The 15,354-nt window shown below is 52.8% G+C and carries 20 protein-coding genes and 1 pseudogene; 16 read left to right on the top strand and 5 right to left on the bottom strand.

All coding sequences use genetic code 11. The features are described 5' to 3' along the window. Positions 1-6: 6 nt before the first annotated feature. The 4 genes from ACK5JN_RS02770 to ACK5JN_RS02785 are packed head-to-tail and all read right to left on the bottom strand — an operon-like array spanning position 7 to position 4,203. On the bottom strand, positions 7-1,101 hold the full coding sequence (locus ACK5JN_RS02770) for an ABC transporter ATP-binding protein (RefSeq protein ID WP_416868756.1): 1,095 nt from the start codon (positions 1,099-1,101) through the stop codon (positions 7-9). Positions 1,102-1,111: 10 nt separating this feature from the next. Continuing rightward, the gene (locus ACK5JN_RS02775) at positions 1,112-1,951 is read right to left on the bottom strand and encodes a carbohydrate ABC transporter permease (RefSeq protein WP_064544808.1); all 840 of its coding nucleotides are present in this window, start codon (positions 1,949-1,951) and stop codon (positions 1,112-1,114) included. Between the two features lie 9 nt (positions 1,952-1,960). Then, the gene (locus tag ACK5JN_RS02780; protein WP_416868757.1) at positions 1,961-2,902 is read right to left on the bottom strand and encodes a carbohydrate ABC transporter permease; all 942 of its coding nucleotides are present in this window, start codon (positions 2,900-2,902) and stop codon (positions 1,961-1,963) included. 11 nt (positions 2,903-2,913) lie between these two features. Beyond that, positions 2,914-4,203 carry an ABC transporter substrate-binding protein gene (locus ACK5JN_RS02785; protein WP_416868758.1) on the bottom strand — a complete coding sequence of 430 codons (1,290 nt, stop codon included), beginning with the start codon at positions 4,201-4,203 and terminating at the stop codon, positions 2,914-2,916. A 521-nt stretch (positions 4,204-4,724) separates the two neighbouring features. Here ACK5JN_RS02785 and ACK5JN_RS02790 point away from each other — a divergent pair. Both ACK5JN_RS02790 and ACK5JN_RS02795 read left to right on the top strand, forming a co-directional pair. Then, positions 4,725-5,966: an alginate lyase family protein gene (locus ACK5JN_RS02790; RefSeq protein ID WP_416868759.1), complete on the top strand. Its 1,242-nt coding sequence runs from the start codon at positions 4,725-4,727 to the stop codon at positions 5,964-5,966. After that, positions 5,963-6,352: pseudogene (locus ACK5JN_RS02795) on the top strand (alginate lyase); the annotation flags it as partial. The gene ACK5JN_RS02790 and the pseudogene ACK5JN_RS02795, both read left to right, overlap by 4 nt. A 261-nt stretch (positions 6,353-6,613) precedes the next feature. On the opposite strand, the gene ACK5JN_RS02800 reads toward ACK5JN_RS02795, so the two are convergent. Beyond that, complete coding sequence (locus ACK5JN_RS02800; protein WP_416868760.1) at positions 6,614-7,168, bottom strand: hypothetical protein; 555 nt, start codon at positions 7,166-7,168, stop codon at positions 6,614-6,616. Positions 7,169-7,328: 160 nt separating this feature from the next. Here ACK5JN_RS02800 and ACK5JN_RS02805 point away from each other — a divergent pair, with 160 nt between their 5' ends. The 14 genes from ACK5JN_RS02805 to ACK5JN_RS02870 all read left to right on the top strand — a co-directional run bounded on the left by ACK5JN_RS02805 (position 7,329) and on the right by ACK5JN_RS02870 (position 15,323). Then, positions 7,329-7,580, top strand: a complete 252-nt coding sequence (locus tag ACK5JN_RS02805) for a helix-turn-helix domain-containing protein (protein WP_416868761.1) — start codon at positions 7,329-7,331, stop codon at positions 7,578-7,580. Between the two features lie 2 nt (positions 7,581-7,582). Then, positions 7,583-9,634, top strand: a complete 2,052-nt coding sequence (locus tag ACK5JN_RS02810) for a Mu transposase C-terminal domain-containing protein (RefSeq protein ID WP_416868762.1) — start codon at positions 7,583-7,585, stop codon at positions 9,632-9,634. Between the two features lie 33 nt (positions 9,635-9,667). Beyond that, a complete protein-coding gene (locus ACK5JN_RS02815; protein ID WP_416868763.1) occupies positions 9,668-10,561 on the top strand; it encodes an AAA family ATPase in 894 nt (297 codons plus the stop codon). An 18-nt stretch (positions 10,562-10,579) separates the two neighbouring features. After that, positions 10,580-10,822, top strand: a complete 243-nt coding sequence (locus ACK5JN_RS02820) for a hypothetical protein (protein WP_416868764.1) — start codon at positions 10,580-10,582, stop codon at positions 10,820-10,822. A 40-nt stretch (positions 10,823-10,862) separates the two neighbouring features. Next, complete coding sequence (locus tag ACK5JN_RS02825) at positions 10,863-11,501, top strand: DUF3164 family protein (RefSeq protein ID WP_416868765.1); 639 nt, start codon at positions 10,863-10,865, stop codon at positions 11,499-11,501. Beyond that, positions 11,501-11,701: a hypothetical protein gene (locus ACK5JN_RS02830; RefSeq protein ID WP_416868766.1), complete on the top strand. Its 201-nt coding sequence runs from the start codon at positions 11,501-11,503 to the stop codon at positions 11,699-11,701. Before ACK5JN_RS02825 ends, ACK5JN_RS02830 begins: the two co-directional genes overlap by 1 nt. A gap of 284 nt (positions 11,702-11,985) precedes the next feature. Beyond that, positions 11,986-12,408, top strand: a complete 423-nt coding sequence (locus ACK5JN_RS02835) for a hypothetical protein (protein WP_416868767.1) — start codon at positions 11,986-11,988, stop codon at positions 12,406-12,408. Next, entirely contained in the window at positions 12,405-12,812 is a 408-nt protein-coding gene (locus ACK5JN_RS02840; protein WP_416868768.1) for a hypothetical protein, read from the top strand. Before ACK5JN_RS02835 ends, ACK5JN_RS02840 begins: the two co-directional genes overlap by 4 nt. A gap of 3 nt (positions 12,813-12,815) precedes the next feature. Next, the gene (locus ACK5JN_RS02845; protein WP_416868769.1) at positions 12,816-13,493 is read left to right on the top strand and encodes a hypothetical protein; all 678 of its coding nucleotides are present in this window, start codon (positions 12,816-12,818) and stop codon (positions 13,491-13,493) included. Beyond that, a complete protein-coding gene (locus ACK5JN_RS02850) occupies positions 13,486-13,812 on the top strand; it encodes a DUF4406 domain-containing protein (RefSeq protein ID WP_416868770.1) in 327 nt (108 codons plus the stop codon). Before ACK5JN_RS02845 ends, ACK5JN_RS02850 begins: the two co-directional genes overlap by 8 nt. Further along, the gene (locus ACK5JN_RS02855) at positions 13,799-14,263 is read left to right on the top strand and encodes a regulatory protein GemA (protein WP_416868771.1); all 465 of its coding nucleotides are present in this window, start codon (positions 13,799-13,801) and stop codon (positions 14,261-14,263) included. Before ACK5JN_RS02850 ends, ACK5JN_RS02855 begins: the two co-directional genes overlap by 14 nt. After that, a complete protein-coding gene (locus tag ACK5JN_RS02860; RefSeq protein ID WP_416868772.1) occupies positions 14,250-14,867 on the top strand; it encodes a hypothetical protein in 618 nt (205 codons plus the stop codon). Before ACK5JN_RS02855 ends, ACK5JN_RS02860 begins: the two co-directional genes overlap by 14 nt. Further along, on the top strand, positions 14,864-15,124 hold the full coding sequence (locus ACK5JN_RS02865; RefSeq protein ID WP_416868773.1) for a hypothetical protein: 261 nt from the start codon (positions 14,864-14,866) through the stop codon (positions 15,122-15,124). The genes ACK5JN_RS02860 and ACK5JN_RS02865 overlap by 4 nt, the downstream gene beginning before the upstream one ends. Next, on the top strand, positions 15,117-15,323 hold the full coding sequence (locus ACK5JN_RS02870; RefSeq protein ID WP_416868774.1) for a hypothetical protein: 207 nt from the start codon (positions 15,117-15,119) through the stop codon (positions 15,321-15,323). The genes ACK5JN_RS02865 and ACK5JN_RS02870 overlap by 8 nt, the downstream gene beginning before the upstream one ends. Positions 15,324-15,354: the final 31 nt, after the last annotated feature.

Below are 15,354 nucleotides of genomic sequence, written 5' to 3' on the forward strand. Positions count from 1 at the left end.
GCCACCTTATTGGCCCTCCAGGCACGCTATGCGCTGGCCGCTTTGCGCATCGAACAGATGCACGCCGGAGAGCTTCGGCTGCAGCCAGATGTTGTCGCCCTCTTTCACCGCCAGTCGCTGCTTAAACACCGAGGTAAAGGCCCCGCCGCCGGTATCGCAGAACAGCTGCATATCCGAGCCGGTATTCTCCACCGCCGTCACTTTCGCCGCCAGCGCATCGTCCCGCGCTTCGCTGACCACGTTCACCTGCTCGGGGCGAATAGCGTACACCACCTGCTGGCCGTTTTTCACCTGTAATCCGGCGGGCAACGCCAGCAGCGAACCATCCTTCAGGCGCAGGCTGGTGCTATCACCGTTCAGCACCACTTCGCCCGGCAGCTGGTTAATTTCCGGTGAGCCGATAAAGCCGGCAACGAACAGATTGGCCGGCTGGTCGTACAGCTCCAGCGGCGTCCCCGCCTGCTCGATACGCCCGTCGCGCAGTACCACAATCATCTGCCCCATGGTCATCGCTTCAATCTGATCGTGAGTAACGTACACCGACGTGGTCTTCAGGCGACGATGCAGTTCGCGGATCTCGCCGCGCACCTGGGTACGCAGCTTGGCATCAAGGTTCGAGAGCGGTTCATCAAACAGGAACACCTGCGGCTTACGTACAATCGCGCGCCCCATCGCCACGCGCTGGCGCTGGCCGCCGGAGAGATCCTTCGGCAGGCGCTCCAGCAGCGGTTCCAGACCCAGCAGCGCCGCCGCTTCGTCCACTTTCTGTTTAATTTCGGTCTTCGGCAGACGCGCCATTTTCAGCGCAAAGCCCATGTTTTCGCGCACCGTCATCTGCGGATAGAGCGCATAGCTCTGGAACACCATCGCGATATCGCGCAGCTTCGGTTCCACCTCGGTGACGTTGCGCTCATTAATATGCACTTCGCCGCCGGAAATCTCTTCCAGCCCGGCAATCATCCGCAGCAGCGTGGATTTGCCGCAGCCGCTTGGCCCCACCAGCACGCAGAACTCACCGTCAGGGATAGTCAGCGACACATCTTTAATCACGTGCGCATCGCCATAAGATTTACGCACGCTGTTCAGTACAACGGATCCCATTGGTAACTCCTTATCCTTTGACCGCGCCGGACATAATCCCGCGGTTGAAATGTTTTTGCAGACCCAGATACACGATGATGCTCGGCAGCATCGCCAGCAGCGTAATCGCGATGAAAATGTTCGGCGTGATGCTCTCGTCGGTACGCAGCGTACCGAGGATCACCGGGATGGTGTTCAGGCTGTCCTGGTTAACCACGATCAGCGGCAGCAAATACTGGTCCCAAATCATAATGAAGCCGAACGTGACGACCGTCCCCAGCGCCGGTTTGACCAGCGGCAGAATGACGTGGAAGAAAATCTGCCATTCGTTGGCGCCGTCGATGCGCGCCGCCTCTTCCAGCTCTTTCGGGATCGCCGACATAAACTCGGTCAATACGAAGATAGAGAACGCCCAGCCGACCACCGGCAGAATCATCCCGAGGTAGCTGTTGTACAGCGAGGCGTCGATAAACGGCAGCCGCCAGTTGATGATCATGTACAGCGGAATGGCGATCACCTCTTCCGGCAGCATCATGGTGGACAGAATCACCAGGCTCACCAGCGCCACGCCGCGAAACTTCTTGCGGGCCAGCGCGTAGGCCGCCAGCGCGCTCACCGACACCTGCAAAATGGTGCCAAAGAACACCACCAGGATGGAGTTGAGCAGGTACTGCCAGACACCGATGTCCTGCCAGGCGAAGATAAAGTTCTCCAGCGAGAACTGGTTAGGCCATGCCAGCAGCTCGCCCGGCTTTACCGGCGCGCCGCTGAAGGCGGTGGCCACGATGCCCCAGAACGGCCCGACGAAAACAATCAGCAGCAGCGCGTAGATGCACCAGCGTCCTGCGGTATCCCAACGTTTACTTAACATCACGGCTCCTTAGTAACGTGCGATACGTTTTTTCAGCGTCAGATGGCAGATGGTTAACACCACCGTGAAGGCGAACAGCAGGAACGACACCGCCGAGGCGTAACCGTAGTCGAACTGCTCGAAGCCCAGCTTATAGATGTGGGTCATGATCATCTCCGTGGCGTTAGACGGCCCGCCGCCGGTGGTGGCATACACCTCGGCAAACACGCGGAAACCACGAATAAAGGAGAGCATCAGCACCACCGACAGCGCCGGAATCATCCCCGGCAGCGTGACGTAGCGCAGACGGTTCCACCAGTTAGCGCCATCAACGTTAGAGGCGTCGTACAGGTCGCGGCTGATACCGGCCAGGCCGGCGATGAAAATCACCATGTTGTACGGCACCGCCTTCCAGATATGCAGCAGCATGATGACCCCCAGCGCCTGATCCGAGCTGGCGAGGAACCCCTGATCCGCCACGCCAAACCAGCTGAGAATATGGTTCACCACCCCGTTCGGCGTTGGGTTGAACAGAATGCGCCACATTTCGGCGACGATCGCCGCGCTGGTGACCGCCGGCAGGAAAATGGCGGTACGAATAAAACGCAGGTGGCGCGCCGGGCCTTCCAGCAGCATGGCGAGGAAAAAGGCCAGAATCGCCGCGGCAAACATGGTCACCAGCACGTACAGCAGCGTGTTGACCACCGCCGCGTGCAGCTCTACATCAGCAAACGCGCGGGTAAAGTTGTCGAAGCCTACCCATTCGTTCGGCTGGTTAAAGTTGACCTTGTAAAAGCTCATCACCAGGCCCTGAATCATCGGGATGAACTTAAACCAGCTGAAGATCACCAGCGCCGGGGCCAGAAACAGCCACGGAATCAGCGCCCGTTTGCGTTTTGCCGTTAGCCATCCGGTCGCGTCAGGCGAAGCGGCTGGCTTTAGCGGCGCGGACTTCGTCTCATGCAGCGTCATCACTTACTCCTTTACTTAGCCAGCACGTTTTGTTTCGCCAGCTCGGCGTTCACCTTGCCGTCAATGGTCTTCAGCTCGGCGCTGATATCGCTATTGCAATCGGCAAAGATACGGTTGAAACCGTCGGCGGCCACCTGGCGGACCGGCGTCCAGTTCGGGATCTGCGGCACATAGCGGCCCTGCTCGTTATACAGTTTGGCGAAGGTTTCCCAACGCGCGTCCTGATAGACGGCTTTGACATCAACATTCTTGTTCACTGGCAGGCGCACCACAGGAATATTCTTGCTGCCCTTACCCATGCCGATCTCCTGGCCTTCAGCAGAGATCATAAATTCAATAAATTTCCGCGCCGCCTCTTTCTGCTGGCTGCTCTTCATCATAAAGACGGTGGTCCCCTCGGCGAGCGTCGCTTCTCCTTTTGGCCCGACGACCGGCACCACTTCAAAATTGTCTTTGCCTGGGTCTCTATCAAACAGCGCAATGTGGTACGGGCCGCTGAAGAACATGCCGCTCTGGCCGGAGCGGAAGGACGGGATCACGTCGGCGGTGGTGGCGTTAATCGCCCCCGGCTGGGTGACTTTCTCGCACATCATAGTGCGCATAAAGGTCAACGCCTGGGTGACTTCCGGCGTATTTAGCGAGGCGCTGAAGGTACCGTTGTGCTCTTTGACAAAATCGCCGCCCGCCTGCCAGATAAAGCTGCTCATAAACCAGCTGGCGTAGCCGCGGGTGGTGGAAGCCGGCACGATAAAGCCGTAGGTATCGTTTTTACCGTTGCCGTCCGGATCCTGAGTGGTAAAGGCTTTCGCCAGCGTTTGAATATCTTCCCAGCTTTTCGGCTGCGGCAGGCCGAGCTTTTCGCGCCAGTCTTTACGGACAAACAGGGCGAAGGTTTGCGCAGAGGTGGGCACGCCGTAGTATTTGCCGTCGATATAGCGCGTACTGTTCCAGGCGGTGGGATACAGCTGATCGCCGCCGTTGATGGTTTTTGGATCGATCTCATCGGCAATACCGAGCTGGATAAACTGCCCCAGCGATGCCGCATCGTTAAAGATCAGATCCGGCAACGCGTTGCCCGCCGCCGCGCGCGCCAGGCGCTGCTCAAAGTCGGTGGTGGCGTTGAAATACTCAATTTTGATACCGGTTTTCTGTTCGAACGTTTCTGCTTCTTGCTTGTAGATGTTCTTTGAGTCGTTACTTGCGCGGATCCAGACGTTAAGGGTGGTGGCGGCGTAGGTCTGACCCGCGCCAAGCCCCAAAGCGGTGAGAAGTAATAATGAACGTAATTTATTCGCAGACATGATCGCATATCCTTTATTGTAGGGCACAACGGTAAATAAATTCGCACCGTCAACTTAACCTTTGGGATAAGTTGACGGTATTAATACAACAGGCGTAAAAATTATTTTCGAATATTAAATAGAATTAAATTTTTTCAATACAACCACACAAAAAAGAAATCCTATTTCAGAAACACAAAACTTGAAGCAGATCACACACAGAAGTGACACAATAAGTGACAAAAATAATTAATAATTACATTTCAATAACTTAAGTTATTACCAATTTTGTTGACGTTATAAACAAAAATAGAAAATGGCCAAAATTTGTGACCCACCCTGCATAAAAAACGTCATTTTTTATTCAACTCGATAAGCATGATGAACATCACAAAAAAAATCACTTTGTCTTTTACACTGCACGCCATCCTATTCGTTCATTTATTTTTCGTTAATTAACAACCCGCCTTTGCGTTTCAATAAATATGCAACGGCGTCATTCTCTTGTTATCTTTTCTCATATTTGCAGAAGGGTTATCACTATGCGCTCAATATCACGCCGAGGATTATTAAGCCTTGCTTTACTGACTTCCGGTCTCAGCGCGTCGCTGTACGCCGCCGAGCCGTATACGCTGGATGCGAAAGATCTCGCCTTCAGCCGCCAGCAAATTGCGGCGAAAGATCCGCTATTTTTGCAGGCCGAAAGCGCGCTGCTGAAAAAAGCCGACCTGGCGCTGAAGCACCCGCTGTTTTCGGTGATGGATAAGACGCTGGTGGCCGCCAGCGGCAACAAGCACGATTACTACAGCTTCCCACCGTACTGGTGGCCGAATCCGGACACCAAAGACGGCCTGCCGTACATTCGCAAAGATGGGCAAACCAACCCCGCCGCGAACAGCGACGCCACCGATAAAAATCGACTGGTGAAGATGAGCAACGATGTCTCTACGCTGGCGCTGGCCTGGTATTTCTCACAGGACGCACGCTACGCGCAAAAAGCGGCGCAACAGCTGAAAACCTGGTTCCTCGCTCCCGAAACCCGCATGACGCCGAATCTCCAGCACGCCCAGGCAATCCCCGGCATCAATACCGGCCGCGGCATCGGCATTATTGACAGCCGCGCGCTGGTTGACGTGGTTGACGCTATCGCCATTCTGCAATCTTCCGGCGCGCTCGATGACCAGCAGGTGAACGGGTTAAAGCAGTGGTTTGGCGATTTTTATCACTGGATGACCACCAGCCAGAACGGCTTTGAAGAGGAGAACTGGCACAACAACCACGGCACCTACTTTGACATGCAGGCCGCGACCTTTGCGCTGTTCAGCGGTAAAAGCGAAGAGGCGAAAAAGCGGCTGTACGTCACCCAGCTGCGGCGTATCGCCGGGCAGTTTGACGTGGAAGGCCGCCAGATGGCCGAGCTGGAACGCACCCGCCCGTGGCACTACAGCAACTTTAATCTCGACGCCTATAGTCGCCTGGGCCGCCTTGGCGAGAAGGCGGGCGTCGATATCTGGAACTTTACCCTCGACGATCACAGCCTGCGTAAGGGTTATCACTACATTGCCGGGTTTATCAACAGCGATACCCCGTGGCCGTGGAAAGACCTCGACAAAATGGACGACAAAAAAGCGCTGCGCAATATCGCCACCGCCGCCCACGCCTGGCCGGAGGATGCCCTGTTCCGCGAGAAAGCGCAGTGGCTACGCGCGAAATATCCCGATGACATCACCACGCTGATCGCCCCACTTAACGTGCCAGCAGAGGTCAGGGATAATCAACAATGAAACAATTTTCTGGGCTATGGCCCGACATTGCCAGACGTGCAGCCGGCAATAGTGGCCTGATTGGACGGCTCATCAAGGATGCACAACCGACGCTCGACGCTGAAGTGCGCATTCCGCAAAGCGGGATTGCCACCTGGAATCTGTACTATTTTTGCCCGCACCACGGGGTGCGGCTGATCTGGCGGCCAGACTCACCGCACCGCCACTGCTGCCCGGTAGACGGCGAAGCCTTCAGCGGCGAACCGTGGGACGGCGCGTGGTGGCGCGAGATGAACGGCCGCAACGCCAGCGCCTGCCAGCAGCTTGGGCTGCTGTGGCAGCTGACCGGCGAGGCGGTTTATCGCGATAAGGTGCGCACGCTGCTGATGGGCTACGCCGACGTTTATGTGATGAAGTAATCTATTCTGGACTCTGAGGGAATTATTTAAATCTGCTGGAAGCCTTGTGAATCCTAGTGCTGTGAGTTTTTCTATATTTTGGACTCTTCCGTATGTTTTTCACGGAATGCCCTAATTCAGCACTCAATTCTGGACTCTACTGAGGTGTCATGAAATGGGTTTAAAAGCGCTTTAAAACGGTCGAATTAGCACTGCTAATCAAGAATAACAAAACTCCCCTACCAATGATAGCAGAGGCCTCGTGGTGAATCAGCCAGCTTGTCTGTGCGTGGGGTCAGTCAGGTCGTTTTCTTGATCAGCTTCAGAAGCCCCCTCTCTAATCTGTTGAGCCAAACGAACAACTCTCTCAAGTTCTGAGGGGGACAGAGAGGCCAATTCCTCTATCAGTTCAAGCATTGTATCAACACCTTTCCTCACCATCGCTTGATAGAGTGATTGCCTCTCTTTGTCAGTTAAGATGCTCAGTAAGGCATACAACCCGTCTGGTTCCACATTTACACCAATGGGTGTTTTTATTGGTGGGCTGGTGTTTTTATCTGGAATCGAATGTGGAGCTTCTCCTTCACCGTTCATCAGCCATTCAAGAGACACGCCTTCATGCTCTGCGATCTTTTTCAATAATGCAGGTCTGGGAGTGGGCTGGTCTTCCTGTCTGCGATAGTAATTCTTGATGGTATTAACATTAACCCCCCAAGCCCGCGCTGCAGCATTCCGCGAAGGGTATCGTTCAACAAGTGTAAAAATCCTATCAATTACAGGTTCTTTTCCTGCCCCAAGAAAAACACCTTCGGGTTCTTTTCCCATTATTGGTTTTATTCCTCGTAATGTGTTGATTTAAATGAACAAATAAATTAAACACCAAAAAACCCAAAAACACCTTGAAAAGGTTCTTTGTGGTGTTCTATATTTACCCATACAGATAACCGCGCAGATGTCCGCGCGGATAACTTTTAAGGGTAATCCAATGACGGATAAAAATGAAGATCAACGCAGAGACTGGCTCCCGGCCAAGGTTCGGTTTGAACTTGAAATGCGTGGTCTGTCGTTACGTGCTTTGTCACTGGAGGCAGGCTACAGCCGGGATTCGCTCAAGGCGGTACTGCGTACCCCATGTGAAACCTATGAACAGGTAATTGCCGATGCCCTCGGGATGAAACCAGAAGACATCTGGCCTTCCCGTTGGGAAATCCGTAGCCGTAAACGTAAGGCGGCATGATTATGTTCTTTACAGTGAAAGAGTTGGTCGGTCAGCCCGGTCTCCCTGCGACTGAGAAAGGGATTCGCGGGGCGTTGAAAAAATTGACCTGTGGATCATCGGAGTTTGTCCGTAAGCGTCCAGGCTCAAAAGCGTTCGAATATCACGTTGATTGCCTGCCACGTGAGGCCCGCGAATACGTTCGCCTGAAGCACTGCCGCACGACGATTGAACAGCCTGAGCTTGAACTGGCCGACGCGCCAGCCGGGAAAGTGGTTAAAGCCACGGCAACGCTTGCCACACTGGATGTGATCCGCCAGCACCCGGTTATTGCCGAGCGCCGCGTGGAAGGGCTGACAACTCAGCAAAAACAGATCGCCGATGCGCGAATGGTTCTGGTCAATGAGGTCCTGCGCCTGATGGGTAATGGCCTGAACCGTAAGGAAGCGGTTCAATTTATCGCATCTGAATCAAGACTGGGTTCACTCCCTGCACACATCCAGTCAGCGGCTGCGCTGGCTAATGCCCGCAAAGGAACAACCCGCTCAGGCGTTGGTAAAAGCAGCCTGCAGAAGTGGCTGACGGATTATATGGCAACCCGCAATGTTACTGAGCGTCTTGCCCTCATGGCCCCGGCGGTGATTAAACCCCGCAAGCCGGAAGATATTGCCTGGTTCACGCTTTTCTTATCGTACTGGCGTGACCCACGCGGCTTCAGCATCAGGGCTTGTTATCGCAAGTTTACTGATGACTGGGCGAAAAATTTCGCCGGTCAGGACGCGATGCTCGCCGTGATGCCGTCATATGACGCGGTTCGTCGCGCAATGGATAAGCTCCAGCCTAATGAGAAGCTACGTGGCCGTGTTACGGGTGGAGCCTGGACAGCGCTGCAGCCGTTCGTCCGCCGCGACTGGTCAGTACTGACAACCAATGACGTGTGGATTGGTGACGGTCACGGTATGAAGATGACCATTCGTCATCCAGACCACGGCCAGCGCTTTAAACCGGAGCTGACACTGATTATCGACGGCGTGACCCGCTATGTTGTGGGCTGGAGTATTTCATATTCTGAGAACGTCATCGCGATAGCGGACGCTATGCGTCATGCGGTCCAGAAGAATGGTGTCCCCTTGTTTTATTATTCAGATAACGGTGGCGGTCAGAGCAACAAAACACTGGACGCTGATATTACCGGTATGCTGCCTCGCCTCGGTATTGGTCACGAAACGGGTATACCCGGCAACGCTCAGGGGCGCGGCATCATTGAACGTGCGCACCAGACCATCCTGATTCAGGTGGCGCGTGAGTTTGCCACGTTCAATGGCAGCAGCGCAGATCGTGACTGGGTACGAACCACCAGCATTGCGATTGATTCTGCCGTCAATGCAGAAAGCAAAGGCCGTGAGCTGACGACGAAGCAACAGCGAGACCTGCGTAAGCTGCCAACATGGCACGAGCTTATTCTGGCGGTTGAAGCCGGTGTCGAGTGGTACAACAACAGCCACGAGCACTCAGAGCTTCCAAAGCGGGCCAACGGTAAGCATTACACCCCTGCACAGTACCGCGCAGAGAAAATCGACGCTGCAGCGCTGGAGCTGCATTATCTGAGTGATGTTGAGCTGCGCGAAATGTTTCGCCCTGCCTTCAAAATTCCGGTGCGCCGGGCTGAAATTCGTTTCCTTAATAATATTTACTTTTCAGATGCACTGGCTGCATATCACGGCGAAGAAGTCATGGTCTCTGTGGATATTCACGACGCTAATAGCGTTATTGTCCGTACGCTGGAAGGGGCTTATATCTGCGAAGCAATATGGGACGGGAATAAACGTGCCGCCTTCCCGGTTGCGATGGTGGATGATGCCCGAGAGAAACGCGCCCGCCGCCGTGAAACACTCGTTAACCGCAAGCTCGAACAGATTGAGGCTGAACGCAACCCTCACCGCACCATCGAACACGCGCCTGATTTTAGCCTTCTGGCCGGTGGTGAGGTTCTGAGACAGGAAGAAGAACCCGTATTTTTATTCCCGTCAGAGCGGGAAAAATGGCTGAAGCAGCAAAAGCAAAAAGCCGGATAACTATTTTAAACAGTATTTAAAGAGGTCCTAAATATGACGACTTATGCAGAGCAATTAACCGCCATGATGGCTAAACGCAACTGGAGTCAGGGTGATGTGGCACAAAAAATTGGAATGAGCCACGCGACTATTAGCGCATTTATCAGCGGGAATTATGCCGGAAATGTGGAAAAGCTGACGGGCAAAATTATTAACCTGATTAACCGGGAAAATAAGAAAGACGGTATGACCTGTGTTTCGACCGGCTTTGTGATGACCGAGACGGCAAAACAGATGCTGTTTGTCTCTGATATTGCCCGTGATGATGGCGACATATCCGTTATCTGTGGCGGTGCTGGCCTCGGAAAAACCAGCTTCCTGATGCACTATGCCCGTGAAAATCCGGGTTCGATCCTGATTGAAACCGACCCCAGCTTCACCGCCCGCGCCATGTTGGAGGGGCTGTGCCGCAAACTTAGCCTTGATGTAAAGGGCAACATGCATGTGCTTACTGAAGCGGTCATTAAGAAGCTGCAGAACTCCGGTCGCGTGCTGCTGGTTGATGAAGCCGAACTGCTACCTTACCGGGCGCTTGAAGTTATTCGACGCATCCATGACAAGACCCGTATTGGCGTTGTTCTGGTCGGGCTTGAGCGACTGGTTACCAACCTCAAGGGGCGTCGGGGTGAATTCCTGCAGCTATACAGCCGTGTCGGCTGCTGCCTGAAGATTGGTAACGAACTGCCAGCCGATGATATTCGGGCTATCGCGGGCCAGCTGATTGATGGTGATGACGATGATCTGATGGCGACCCTTTATGAAAAATCCGGAGGCAATGCCCGCCGGTTATCTAAATTGCTGCGCGGTGCCATCCGCATGGTTGAGACCAACAACAAACCCGTAAGCACTACCATCGTGCGTGAGTTCGCAAAGTATCTGATTGATTAAAATCCAGGAGAACAAGTCATGTGTAAATCAATGCCTATTAACAACCCAGCACTGATGGCCCCGATTAATTCGCTTCATCGTCGTGGCGTTGAAGTTATCAACTCCAGCATTGGTAACAGCGGAAGGCCAATTATTGAAATCAGCCACCCGCTGAAGGAGTGGGAAAAGCAAGCGGTAAAAATAACGGAACGTAAAGCCGGTGCATGTCGGCGTGAAGTTAACATGCATATCTGGAAAGAATGTTATCTCATTTGGGCATAATTAATTAACTCAATTCATTTAATGTAAATAAGGTATTTATATGACTATTCACGACTCTGTCGCGGCCACCCCGCACCTGATTGATGGTAAATACATGAAAGACCGCAAAGGTCGTCTGGTGCCGGTTGACCAGGTTCCTGCACACGATATGGAAATGGATGCCTTCGTCCGCTCTAATATTGCGGCAGCAATTGAGCTTCAGCAGCATATGCGCGAATTCAAGCAGCGTATATTTGGCGACTGCAACGCCTTCATTGCCCTTCTGGATGAAAAGTACGGCGTCAAGCGTGGCGGCGCGAAAGGTAACGTTACGTTCTCCACCTATGATGGAGAGCAGCAAATCATCATCAGCATGAATAACATCGTCGGTTTTGGTCCGGAAATTCAGTCGGCAAAATCGCTGATTGATGAATGCATTGAAGACTGGAGCGAGGGTGCCAATGAAAAGCTGCTGGCTATCATCAACGATGCTTTCGTGGTTGACCAGCAGGGCAAGCTGAATATGTCGCGCATCGTTAGCCTGCTGCGCATTGATATTGATGACGAGCGCTGGACCGAGGCCAAGAACGCCATTAGCGATGCCCTTATCGTCAACGAGACCAAAGCCTATCTGAACTTCAGACAGCGCAACGACGACGGGAAGATGGTTGAAATCCCACTGGCAATGGCGGCGCTGTAATGAAGGCGGCTGAATTCAATAAGTGCTATCCGGTTGGTACTTCCTTTATTTACCAGCCACACCCGGCTTTGCGTGGTGGCCGTGTTGTTAAAACGGTTGATAGTGCAAATGACTTTAAAAGTGGTGCCGTGGTTGAGATTGATCGCGAACCCTACTTCGCCCGCGTTGCAGCCCTTAAATGTGCAGAACAACCTAAATAAGGTTTAGTCGCTAATATCTGGCGCGGTAATCACCGCGTCAGTAACAGGAAAATACAGGTGAATAAATATTGCCATCTTTGCGGGTGGGTGCCGCCCCGCATCCGAAAACTGGCGATGCGCAGACTTTCAGATTATCGGGAGGGCTTTATTAAACCGCGCATTACCCGAGTAAAAAGGCACTTTGTTATTAACGTCACTCCACACTACCGGCTTTTATCCCGTGATAAAGGTCAGCACTGGAACCTTATGTCTCACAAAATATATGACACAGAGGTCGATATATAATGAACGCAAAAGAATTTAATGAAGCCTTTCCGGTCCGTACTCAGGTTATTTATACCAATCCACTCGGCGGTAAGCGGGTTACTACGATAACGTCTCCTGCCCGCGTCATGTTTGGCGGCGCGATGGTCTGCCACGTGGGCGGCGTTGCGGGTGAAGTCGATATTAACCGCCTTGAGAAAGTCACGCCGGAAGTGAAATTAAAGCAGCTTAAAACGGTGAATACGGATGAAGAATTTAACCTCCTTTATCCAATTGGCTCCTCGTTCCGTTATTACCCGGTAAAGGGGGATGACAATTATCGCGAAGTTAAAACACGTTCAACCGCCTGGAAGCTCGGCTGCAATGAAGTGGTGGTGTGTGTCGATGGTATTGCCGGTGGCGTCAGTATTCGCCATCTGGAAGCGACGGAGGCGGGGTTATGACGCTCTATCCTGCAACTGATCGTCAGCGCCGCCTGAATGCCGCCAACGCGCTTATTCAGGTTATTGCATCCTGTGGCAAGCAATTTTTCCGTAATAAGTCCACCGGTCAGGTGGCAGAGCTGACATTCGACTGGGGCGGTCGCGTATGGCTCACCGACGAAGTCACAGGTCAACGCCTGCCCGCCTATGACACGACCGCTCACAACTGGCGTCATTTCAGTCACGGCCAGCAGCTGCGTTTCTTCATTCGCTATCTGTGCGAGTACATCCTGGATGGCCGCAAGCTGGAGCAGTCTATTTTCGTTCATAACGACGGTCAGGAACGCTGGGGATACGGAGACGACATCTGGCAGGTTATCGCCGCAGCTGCGACAGCTGATATTTTGGCTAAAAGCAAGGGTTAATATATGGAATATCCACAAGTATTAGATCGCTTTATTAATGATATTCGTGACCATCAATTATCAGTTCTGCGCGATGATGGTTTATATCGCCACCTGACTTTTGGTCGTCCGGGCACTAACTCTTATCGCTTCGATCTGGTTACGTGGCCTGGTTATCTGTGTGTCTCCGGCGATATGGGCACATGGACATTCAGCCGTATACCGGACATGTTCGAATTTTTCAGCGAAAACATCGTCAAAGGGATTAACCCTGGCTACTGGGGGCAGAAACTTGAAGCTGGTGCTGGCGGTGGTCTTCATGATTTTTGCTATGAATTTGATGAGACAGCATTTATTTCAATGCTTGATGAGTGGCTCTCTGATTATTTATGCAATGATGAGCGTGACAAATATTTAGATATTGATGTTATAGATAAAGTCAGTGAATTAAAAAACTTATCATTTTGCACTGCAAATGAAGCATTAATTGAAATAAGCGATTACGACTTACCAGGGTTTGATGTTTATGATGCGCCAAGCCTTAATAAGTTCTCTTTTCATTACCTCTGGATTTGCTACGCCATTGTATGGAGCATTGGTCGTTATAGTACCAACAAAATTGTAGATAAGGCGATGTCCATTTTTCTTGGCATTCGCGGGGCGACTGAGTGTTTCGACTATCAGGAGGCCGACAATGCCTAAGATTTATATTGCTGGCCCAATGACCGGACATTTCGATTACAACCGCCCGTCATTCTTCCGTGCTGAGGCTTTACTGAGAGTTGAGGGACATATCGTACTCAATCCGGCAGCGTTACCGGGTGGTCTGAGTCAGCGTGAGTACATGCTTATCTGTACCGCAATGGTCCATTGTGCGGATGTTCTGCACATGCTTGATGGCTGGATGCATTCAGAAGGCGCACGCGCTGAATTTGCGCTTGCCCGTAAACTGGGGTTACGCATCGAGTATCAAACTGCACTCAATCCCGAAGCTGAAGGAGTCCAGTATGCAGCTGAATAACCGCAATGCGTATTACGGCCTGATCCACAAAGGTTTCGCCAGCCGTGCAGCTTCCGAAGCGGGACGCCCTCTGACGAAAGACGAGCTGGACACGCTCTATCGCTCATGGCTTGAACAGCGTACCGGCCAGCGCAGCTGCAAGACGCTTACCTATGTGCAACTCCAGCACCTTCTCGGCGAGCTGAAAGCCGGTAACTGGATTAAAGACCGTACTGAATATCGCCCCGGAGGGGGCGGTGATGATCGCCCTACGGATGCTCAATGGCGCAAGCTGGCAGCGCTGACAAAGGTCATGGGGTGGCAAGGTGGACTGAACGCGCATGAGCTGCAGTCGTTCGTTCAAAGAACAACACAGCTACAAGGGACGCGTTTTCTGACGAGGCCGCAGGTTAGCCGGGTTATCACTGGCCTTCAGCGGTGGATTAATGGAGGCAATCATGGGAAAAATTAATATCTGGACTGACGCGGAGGTAGCTTTCCTCAAGCAAAATTATGGCAATATCCCGCGCGGGCAGATTGCCGCCGCGCTTGGCCGAACTGAAAGCGCCATTATCTCGAAAGCTACCAGCATGGGCTTTCGCACTCCGGGAAAAAAAGTCGCTCCCGTTGACACCGTTAAGCAGCTCAAAGCTGACGGCTACACAATAGCGGCGATTGCTGAGCATCTGAATATCACGCTGCATCAGGTAAACCATTGTCTTTATCATATGAAGCACAGCAGTGTAGCGTTCACCCCGCGCCCACGAATTACCTGGAGTAAAGAGAAGATCGCGATTCTGGTTCAGCGGGCGAAGACTTCAGTCCCGGTCGAGCAAATTGCCCGAGAGCTGGGGGCCACTCCTGCAGCGGTTCGTGTTAAGGCCAGTACGCTGGGTCTGGTGTTGCCGAAAGGCCGCAAGAGCTACTCGCAGCTGGACATTGACCTTGCGCATCAAATGAAGAATGCAGGCTTTCGTATGCGTCAGATAGCCGCCAAGCTGGACGACCCACCCATTTCAATTGGCACCGTTCGTCGTATCCTCTCGAATGAGTCTCCATCATGGGAAATGGTATGAGCCGTATCAACCCGGATCACGTTGTGACAATCATCAGCCCGGATTCGCTGGACGAGCTGATAGAGCTTCTGGAACTGCGCTGGCCTGACCGGCGCATTCCCGCCGCTGAGTTTCATCAGTTGGTTGAGGGGATGCCGGAAATCAACTGGCGGGTCTGGCTCTCGCAGACCGGGCTTGGCCGCAGCTGGTACAATACAAGGGAAGTGGCAGAGATATTCTGGAGGGCTTATGAAAGTACGGATAACGCCGATGACTGACTTTGACCGCACTCTCTTAACGCCCGACAGCTTCCGTCTGGTTGAGTGCTGCAAGATTATTGGTGAGAGTCAGCGCAATATGTACCGCCGTATAAAGCGGCGGGAGTTCTTCGCTACGCGACTTCATTCATGGCTGGTGTTCGTTATCGTCGATGAAGAAAAGGCCCGCCAAGCGAACCCTCAAATGGATTTATTCTGAAATAGAGACCTGCGCAAATGCGCAGGTTTTT

Source organism: Kluyvera sp. (assembly GCF_047971185.1).
Classification (GTDB): domain Bacteria; phylum Pseudomonadota; class Gammaproteobacteria; order Enterobacterales; family Enterobacteriaceae; genus Kluyvera.

Excerpts from the sequence above, each read along its gene's own strand:
- ACK5JN_RS02770 (WP_416868756.1), bottom strand. The coding sequence starts at position 1,101 with ATGGGATCCGTTGTACTGAACAGCGTGCGTAAATCTTATGGCGATGCG.
- ACK5JN_RS02775 (WP_064544808.1), bottom strand. The coding sequence starts at position 1,951 with ATGTTAAGTAAACGTTGGGATACCGCAGGACGCTGGTGCATCTACGCG.
- ACK5JN_RS02780 (WP_416868757.1), bottom strand. The coding sequence starts at position 2,902 with ATGACGCTGCATGAGACGAAGTCCGCGCCGCTAAAGCCAGCCGCTTCG.
- ACK5JN_RS02785 (WP_416868758.1), bottom strand. The coding sequence starts at position 4,203 with ATGTCTGCGAATAAATTACGTTCATTATTACTTCTCACCGCTTTGGGG.
- ACK5JN_RS02790 (WP_416868759.1), top strand. The coding sequence starts at position 4,725 with ATGCGCTCAATATCACGCCGAGGATTATTAAGCCTTGCTTTACTGACT.
- ACK5JN_RS02800 (WP_416868760.1), bottom strand. The coding sequence starts at position 7,168 with ATGGGAAAAGAACCCGAAGGTGTTTTTCTTGGGGCAGGAAAAGAACCT.
- ACK5JN_RS02805 (WP_416868761.1), top strand. The coding sequence starts at position 7,329 with ATGACGGATAAAAATGAAGATCAACGCAGAGACTGGCTCCCGGCCAAG.
- ACK5JN_RS02810 (WP_416868762.1), top strand. The coding sequence starts at position 7,583 with ATGTTCTTTACAGTGAAAGAGTTGGTCGGTCAGCCCGGTCTCCCTGCG.
- ACK5JN_RS02815 (WP_416868763.1), top strand. The coding sequence starts at position 9,668 with ATGACGACTTATGCAGAGCAATTAACCGCCATGATGGCTAAACGCAAC.
- ACK5JN_RS02820 (WP_416868764.1), top strand. The coding sequence starts at position 10,580 with ATGTGTAAATCAATGCCTATTAACAACCCAGCACTGATGGCCCCGATT.
- ACK5JN_RS02825 (WP_416868765.1), top strand. The coding sequence starts at position 10,863 with ATGACTATTCACGACTCTGTCGCGGCCACCCCGCACCTGATTGATGGT.
- ACK5JN_RS02830 (WP_416868766.1), top strand. The coding sequence starts at position 11,501 with ATGAAGGCGGCTGAATTCAATAAGTGCTATCCGGTTGGTACTTCCTTT.
- ACK5JN_RS02835 (WP_416868767.1), top strand. The coding sequence starts at position 11,986 with ATGAACGCAAAAGAATTTAATGAAGCCTTTCCGGTCCGTACTCAGGTT.
- ACK5JN_RS02840 (WP_416868768.1), top strand. The coding sequence starts at position 12,405 with ATGACGCTCTATCCTGCAACTGATCGTCAGCGCCGCCTGAATGCCGCC.
- ACK5JN_RS02845 (WP_416868769.1), top strand. The coding sequence starts at position 12,816 with ATGGAATATCCACAAGTATTAGATCGCTTTATTAATGATATTCGTGAC.
- ACK5JN_RS02850 (WP_416868770.1), top strand. The coding sequence starts at position 13,486 with ATGCCTAAGATTTATATTGCTGGCCCAATGACCGGACATTTCGATTAC.
- ACK5JN_RS02855 (WP_416868771.1), top strand. The coding sequence starts at position 13,799 with ATGCAGCTGAATAACCGCAATGCGTATTACGGCCTGATCCACAAAGGT.
- ACK5JN_RS02860 (WP_416868772.1), top strand. The coding sequence starts at position 14,250 with ATGGGAAAAATTAATATCTGGACTGACGCGGAGGTAGCTTTCCTCAAG.
- ACK5JN_RS02865 (WP_416868773.1), top strand. The coding sequence starts at position 14,864 with ATGAGCCGTATCAACCCGGATCACGTTGTGACAATCATCAGCCCGGAT.
- ACK5JN_RS02870 (WP_416868774.1), top strand. The coding sequence starts at position 15,117 with ATGACTGACTTTGACCGCACTCTCTTAACGCCCGACAGCTTCCGTCTG.